This is a genomic window from Pedobacter sp. AK013 (genome assembly GCF_014205835.1).
Classification (GTDB): domain Bacteria; phylum Bacteroidota; class Bacteroidia; order Sphingobacteriales; family Sphingobacteriaceae; genus Pedobacter.
The window spans coordinates 1-6,704 of record NZ_JACHCQ010000070.1 but is presented as its reverse complement, the minus strand read 5'-3'; the positions used below and the strand labels follow the sequence as shown (position 1 = coordinate 6,704).

Annotated in this window: 8 protein-coding genes; 2 read left to right on the top strand and 6 right to left on the bottom strand. The window is 42.8% G+C overall.

Translation table 11 applies throughout. The features are described from left to right. Positions 1-112 precede the first annotated feature (112 nt). The 4 genes from HDC90_RS25085 to HDC90_RS25070 form a co-directional block, all read right to left on the bottom strand. On the bottom strand, positions 113-316 hold the full coding sequence (locus HDC90_RS25085; RefSeq protein ID WP_184471365.1) for a hypothetical protein: 204 nt from the start codon (positions 314-316) through the stop codon (positions 113-115). 634 nt (positions 317-950) lie between these two features. Then, positions 951-1,808: a tyrosine-type recombinase/integrase gene (locus tag HDC90_RS25080; protein ID WP_184471362.1), complete on the bottom strand. Its 858-nt coding sequence runs from the start codon at positions 1,806-1,808 to the stop codon at positions 951-953. Continuing rightward, on the bottom strand, positions 1,798-2,670 hold the full coding sequence (locus HDC90_RS25075) for a tyrosine-type recombinase/integrase (protein WP_184471360.1): 873 nt from the start codon (positions 2,668-2,670) through the stop codon (positions 1,798-1,800). Before HDC90_RS25075 ends, HDC90_RS25080 begins: the two co-directional genes overlap by 11 nt. A gap of 86 nt (positions 2,671-2,756) precedes the next feature. Beyond that, positions 2,757-4,367, bottom strand: a complete 1,611-nt coding sequence (locus tag HDC90_RS25070) for a hypothetical protein (RefSeq protein WP_184471359.1) — start codon at positions 4,365-4,367, stop codon at positions 2,757-2,759. A 126-nt stretch (positions 4,368-4,493) separates the two neighbouring features. Here HDC90_RS25070 and HDC90_RS25065 point away from each other — a divergent pair, with 126 nt between their 5' ends. Together HDC90_RS25065 and HDC90_RS25060 are read left to right on the top strand one after the other, a co-directional pair. Further along, positions 4,494-4,841: a helix-turn-helix domain-containing protein gene (locus HDC90_RS25065; RefSeq protein WP_221451946.1), complete on the top strand. Its 348-nt coding sequence runs from the start codon at positions 4,494-4,496 to the stop codon at positions 4,839-4,841. Beyond that, entirely contained in the window at positions 4,834-5,148 is a 315-nt protein-coding gene (locus tag HDC90_RS25060) for a hypothetical protein (protein WP_184471357.1), read from the top strand. Before HDC90_RS25065 ends, HDC90_RS25060 begins: the two co-directional genes overlap by 8 nt. Positions 5,149-5,259: 111 nt before the next feature. On the opposite strand, the gene HDC90_RS25055 is transcribed toward HDC90_RS25060, so the two are convergent. Continuing rightward, positions 5,260-5,970, bottom strand: a complete 711-nt coding sequence (locus tag HDC90_RS25055; RefSeq protein ID WP_184471355.1) for a DUF4262 domain-containing protein — start codon at positions 5,968-5,970, stop codon at positions 5,260-5,262. Continuing rightward, positions 5,970-6,704, bottom strand: a 735-nt coding sequence (locus HDC90_RS25415) for an RHS repeat-associated core domain-containing protein (RefSeq protein ID WP_304622239.1), incomplete at its 5' end; no start/stop codon positions are given. The genes HDC90_RS25415 and HDC90_RS25055, both read right to left, overlap by 1 nt.

Sequence of the window (6,704 nt, the reverse complement as noted above, 5' to 3'; positions counted from 1 at the left end):
TAATCATACTGCCTACCACAACTTTTCAGCCGTTTTTCAGGTTTTCCTACCGCATTTTTCAGCTGTTATAAAGAACGTTCCTTTTGCGTAAAGTTAGTTTTTTGTTCGGTTTTTACAAGCCTGTTGTTGGTGCATTTTTTTTGTTCCCTCCGGGACTTTTAGGTTTTTTTAGGCATTGGGTGCTCCAAAGTATGCACCAAACGACAAAAGCCAGACTTGATGCCTGGCTTTCCAACGTTATACTTCGTTGCACACTGGTGTATTTCCTCGCAGGTTGCTCCTCAGCAGGGCCTGTTTCCGCTTTCGCCAGTAACATAAAGATAATCGGTTTTATCTTTTTTATTAGCTCTTTTTTTCAACATTCCCGGGCGACATCTCTTCCCTCAAAGGGATGGAAAGAGCTTTGGTTTTGTGTGGTGGCTGGTGCGGCTCTTTCTATCCCTGAGAGGTTGGGCGGGTGCAATGTCCCTGCTACGAAGTTCTACCGATGTTCCCCCGACCAGGCTTCCACTGAACCATTTTAACATTATCAATCTCTGCCTTGCTGCCGCAGGCTTCGCCGCTGACTGACCGGAGGGAGACGGCGGTGCGCTGGCCAGGTGTCGGGATGTGGGGCTATTTAACATAACACCCATTATAACGACGGCTTTGGTGGTGTTTTGGCTTCGTGGGGCAGTTTTATAATGTGTGTTATGTTATTTTGCTTTGGGGCAGTTTTAGGCGGACTTTTTGTTTGGAGGGGCGGCAGCTTATATGCCTGTAAGGTAGGGGAACTCGTACTGAAAGGCATATGTGCTGCCATGCTGGGGTACAAAAAGTGTGACGGAAAACCGCCGGAAGGGTCGGCCAGGCTAAGGGTAAAAAAGACAGGGGAAGCGAGCTTGCGAGCTGGCTGGATTTTTTGCCCGGGCCTTCGACGGGGCTCAGGCTGACACCCAACACACAGGCTATTATTTCAATGGATGGTGTTTGTTCAGTGCTTCTTTCAAGTCTTCAAGGTTATTAGTCTGGTAACGCTCCGTACTGCTCACATATCGATGCCCAGCCATATATTGCACTGTCCTCAGGCCCTTTTCTTTCAGCCATTCAGTGATTACACTTTGCCTTATTTGTATCGCATTCTTTAGCTTTGGATTGATTTTTCTTAAGGCGTGGTTTAAGTGAAGCAAGCTATTTTTCAAACTTTCCATATCATTCCTGCCCGTAAACAATCGCTCACTTTGTTGTTGTATTTTTGGTCTGATAATCAATATATATTCTTGCAGGTCTAAGATTTGGTGTGGTTGCAAACTTAGATTTCTACTGTTGTTCTTATTGGTCTGTGGAACATGGATTTTACCTTCTCTCAGTTTCAAATGCTCTGGACGTAACACTTCCAGTTCACTTCTGGTCAATGCCTGATAGACCAGTAAACCCAATATTACTTTATTACGATGGGTACGTTCATCTTTTATCTCATATTTCTCGTACAACTCCTCCAGTTCTGCCTTTTCAAGCAAGTCGTGTGGGATATTCCGTACGGTTCCTTTCAATGTGATTCCTGCTGCCGGATTGTACACCATTACCCCATCTTTATACAGGTAGGAAAAGTAATAACGTAATGCCAGCAATACCCGGTTAATTTGCCCGATGCTATGCCCCTCTTGTTTTAACCCGTCTGCAAAGCTTAAGATTTCGCTATGGCCAACCTCGTCCAGGTGCAGGCTTTCATCGCTCATCCAGCAGATAAAGTAATGGATATACCGCTGATGCTGCCCAACGGTATCGGGTTTCAATCCCTGTTCCTGCAGATATTCTTCAAACTTCATTGCTTATATGGGTGTAGATTTGGGTGCTTTCCAAGCTGCTATGCCCCAGGAACCTTTGGATATGCTCCAGTTTCATCCCCGATTGCAAAAGGTGCGTAGCGATGCTGTGGCGCAGGGTATGTGAACCAATGGGCTTGTTTATCCTGGCCTCCAATTTTAACTTTTGTATGCGCTCGAATACCGTTTTCAGTCTTTTGCCATTAATGTTCAACAGCAAGGCTTGCTCTTTTTTGTTGCTTGATAAATGTGGCCGGCTGTAGTTCAGGTAATTTTCAATATCGGTCTTGTTTTGGCCAGCCAATGGAACAAAACGTTCTTTGTAGCCTTTGCCCTTTAGCACATAGATTAACTCTTTTTCTAATAGCACATCTTCAACATTCATCCCCAGCCCCTCGTTTTTTCTCAGCCCACAACCGTAGTACAAAGCCAGCATTGCCCTGTCCCTCAAACCCAGTTTATCTTCTTTGGTGGCTTCGTACAGCTTTGTGATTTCTTTTTGCGTTAGTATGCTCTTGATGTTGCTCGTTTTGCCTTTCAGCTTGATGTTTACTTCGAAGCTTTCCTGGTTGCTTTCTGCCAGGTATCTGCTAAACTTTTTAACCACCTGTAGGTACTTGCGGATATAGTTCTGGCTCAATCCACCAGCTCGGGTTTTGCTCGGACGTTCAGATAAATGGTTTAGGTAATTCTGAATGTGGCTTTCGGTTATTTCGTTGATGCTGTTGCAATTCTGTATTTCCAGATAGTTTAGGAACTCGTCCAGCATCTTGGGCATATCCCTTTGACTGCTTTTTTCAAAGTTCAATATTCTTAACCACTCACTGAAACCAGCTTGCAAGCGTTTATATAATGGATTTTTCACGGAGTGGGTGATTACACGGATTAAGGGATTTCACAGATTTTATTCGGCTTTTGAACAGATTTATTTTTTTGCTTACTGTACGTTTTTTATTTAGGCTGGACTACCACCTCTTTCTTGCTGATTTTCTGCCTGTTATGTAGCCCATTTGTACTTTGGACTACTGTTGGGCTACGGGCTACATTTTTGATGTTCTCCAGTATTGTTTTTACCATATTTTGGCTATCCTTCTGCAAACTTTCCAAGTCGTTCCAGCTATTGATTTTGTACTCAAAGCCCTTGTAACGGTTGCCCCTTACGATTTTGATATAGCCCATCCGTTCCAGTTCAAACAGGTAACGCTTTAAACTGCTTGGACTTAAACGAAAGGTACTGCGAACCTCTTTGGCATAGAAAGCCTCTGTGTCCTGCTCTTTCAGATACCTTTTCAGTTTTTCAAAGAAGCTCCTGCAGGCATCGTTCAGCTCGTCGCTTTTCTTCAATATGGTGTTTTCCAGTAGCGTAAAGGCATTTTCTACATCGTCTATCGTACTTTCAATGTACTGTTCGCCAGTGTCCGTATCTGTTTTTAGGGTTCGCTGGTACTGGTGGTAATAGGTTATCGTTTCTGTGAATAATAAGAGTAACAGCATCGTTCTTCTTGGCTTAAAAACAGCCTCCGGCAGTTGCAGATAGGTGGCATAGGGATTTTTAACCGTAATCGGTTTCAGCAGCCGCTGTACGTTTTTGATTTGGTTGCGTATCTGTTGTTCCTCCGCCTGGTCAATCTGACCTGCGCTTAGTTTGCGCTGGTAATCCATAATATTTTTGTCCTGCTCGGTACTGTTGTCCATATAAAGCAATATGCAACGGTTGGCATTGTCTTCGTAAAGCTGTTCCCTTGTGGTGCATCCGCTCACGCAAACAGGCCCTTCAACGTTCAGCGTGACCGTTTTTAGGTTGCCCTTATTATCTTTCAAGGTTACCGTTTTGCTGATTTTCCGTTTGCTCTGCAGTTCCCGTAATGGATAAAGCACGCTTTCTGCACCGTCTAGGTCTTCGATTAATAGCAATTTGTGTTTCAGTTCTTCTCTGCCGAAGTAATAAAAAGCGTTGCTGGAAAGTGTGGTAATTTCCAGTTTGTCTTCTTCTGGCATCAGTTCTGATACTTTTTCCTGTAGCCAGGTCTTGCCCGTTCCGCTTGCACCCAAACACATCAAATGCAGGGGTACGTGGCGTTTCCTGCTCGTATAGGTCAGGTAGGCAATCATGCTGTTGGTTTCCTCGCCAATCAGTCCGCTCAGTTTTATGGCTTCTTTGGTTCGTTGTAACAAGTTTGGGGATTTTAAGAAGTTAATGGCCTGTTTGCGTTCCGTTTCTGATAGTTCCCTTTTTTCGGGTTGCTTCGGTTTCATTTCTTCCAGCCTTTGCGCCCGGTAGTTTTCCAGTTCGGTTGTCAATCGGCTAATGATTTGGCTCGTTTCGCTTGTGCTGATATCCAACATTTCAGAAGCCTTTTCTATCAAAGCTTCCGTTTGGATGCCGTTGTACAAATCGAGGTTATGGCGGTAGGCCGTATTGGATTTTCCGGTTAGGCTCAGTTTCAGCGTTACCTTCAGCCTGTCCAAGCCTGTCAGTTTTATTCCGCCGAGTACCGTGATATGGATTTTTCCGTCGATATAGATGAGCAGTTCGGGATTGTCGGTTATCAGTTTTGCCATGTGGATAAAAAAAGTTTTTTAGAACATATTTTGTCCAAATGTATATTATTTGTTTTAATCATACAAACAATTTTAGATTTGAATAGATATTTTTTGTTCCGTAGATTTACACTTTATCTTATTTTTATGGCAGATATAGAACTTATCTTATTCGGGGAACGTCTTTTACAGGCTCGTAAAAAGCGAAAAGTATCGCAAGATGACCTTGCTAAGCAATTGGGCGTACATGCTCCGGTAATTGGAAGATACGAACGTGGAGAAGTGAAACCTTCTATTGAAACGGCAGCACGAATGGCAGATGCTTTAGGTGTATCACTCGATTATCTTACTGGCCTTTCTGACCAAGAACTTGACCAAGATCTAGTAAAACAAATTAACGAACTCCAATCGCTCAAAAGCGAGGATAGAACCCATATTTTACAAACGCTTGGCGCTCTTATCCGCGAGGCCAAAACAAGACTCACTTTTGGATAACAACCGGAATATAGAGATTCTCCAGGCGCTGGCCGCTGGTACCGACCCCGTAACAGGAGAAGTATTCCGCGCAGACAGCCCGTACAACCAGCCCCAAATCATCAGGGCATTATTCTTTGCTCTTGATGAACTTAGGGCGGTAGCTGAAAAAGGTAATCAGGGAATGCCATGGAGCGAAGAAGAAGATGCATGGCTTGCAGAACGCTTTGGTAATGGAACCAAGATTACAGAACTTGCCAAACTACACTCCAGGACCTATGGAGCCATCAAAGCAAGATTGCTTAAACTCCAACTCCTGCAGGAATAACAAAGCCCGGCAATTCTGCCGGGCTTTGTTAAGTAAGTTACATTTTGTTCTTAGTGAGACACGAAGAACAAAAGGACTTAGCGAGACACTAAGACTAGATGGGGATGAGGACTATTCCCACTTCTGCCATTCTGAATCTTTACTTTCTCTCCATAAACCTTCACCTATAGATAGATCTACAATTGGCCATAATGTAGCATCTATCCCCAAGATTGTTCCCAACGGAACTATTCTAATATCCTCTTCTTTAACATCTGGCCCTGGCCCCGAAAACATTTCCCATACACCTTCTTCCCATCTGGTAAGTTCAATTATTGTCTTGCCTGTTAACGCATCAAAATCAGTAATTACATAAGAATTTACTGGTGCTTTTATATTCCAATCTATATCTAGCCATTTCCAAATAGGATCATTTAGATCTCTTGATTCTGACATTAATGGTATATCTAGTGTTCTTTCTACTGGAATAATTTGATAAGCGATAATTTCACTTGTATCATAATAATCATAAACGCCCAACATCATTTTTTTAGCCCAAGATGGGTCTACCTTGCTCAGGTAAAAAGTACTTTCGTCTGGTAATGAAAACTTAGAATCAACCACATATCCAGATTGCAATTGATTAATTACATAATCAAATACTGCCTCATTACCTTTTACTGAACTAAATCCTCCTGCCATGATCAATTCAAAACCTAATTTTTCAGTTAATCCAATAGAGTAAGAAAAATCTGGATGCTGTCCACCATTAACGAGCGTAATATGATAGCCATTTTTATCAATATTTGTTCTGATAATATCTAAAAACTCCTTATTTGTCATTAGTTATTTTTTGTACTGTGTAAATAAGTATGACATTCTTTACAGACAGGAGTAGTTTTTGTTCCGCCATCTGCATGTCTCTTTGGATAATGATGTGACCTTGTGTCTTTTGCTTTTGTTTCATTACCACAATTCGTACACTTATTGTCATTAGCTTTTCTTTCCTGTTCTTTTTCCTTAGCTGTAGGAACTCTTTGTTTAGCTCTTTCCGATGCAGGGACTGTCCCTTTACCCGTTGGCGATTTTTCAAGTTTTCCTGCTGTACCTCTTGCTGTTGCACCAGATTCTGAGGTTGCTTGTTTTGCCCCAGAACTCTTGCTTGAATCTTCATTTTTCAGAACAGTAGAAGATTCTTCATTATTTGAATGAAATTTATCCCACAGATAAACCGCTCCCCCTCCTATAAGCCCTCCAACAACAATACCTCCCCCTACTACCCATCCTACAGGGGCACCAACAACAGTACCAGTTCCTGCAAGGGCAACTGCTCCTCCAGCAGCAAGTGAACCACCGATGATTCCTCCTGCAGTAATGCCTACACCAACTTTAGGCCCTGGCCCACCATCAAAATCTTCATTAACATCTTCACCGAACATTCCATCGGGATCAGTATGGCGAATAGGATCATCAAACGCATAAGCATAAGGAGTTGTCTTTCTATCTAGTTCCGCAAGCGGGTCTGGCACATTCCACCTGCCTATAATCGGATCATAGAACCTTGCGCCATAATCATA

Bases quoted from the DNA above. Each gene is read 5' to 3' on its own strand.
- HDC90_RS25070 (WP_184471359.1), bottom strand. From the start codon at position 4,367: ATGGCAAAACTGATAACCGACAATCCCGAACTGCTCATCTATATCGAC.
- HDC90_RS25085 (WP_184471365.1), bottom strand. From the start codon at position 316: ATGTTACTGGCGAAAGCGGAAACAGGCCCTGCTGAGGAGCAACCTGCG.
- HDC90_RS25080 (WP_184471362.1), bottom strand. From the start codon at position 1,808: ATGAAGTTTGAAGAATATCTGCAGGAACAGGGATTGAAACCCGATACC.
- HDC90_RS25055 (WP_184471355.1), bottom strand. From the start codon at position 5,970: ATGACAAATAAGGAGTTTTTAGATATTATCAGAACAAATATTGATAAA.
- HDC90_RS25065 (WP_221451946.1), top strand. From the start codon at position 4,494: ATGGCAGATATAGAACTTATCTTATTCGGGGAACGTCTTTTACAGGCT.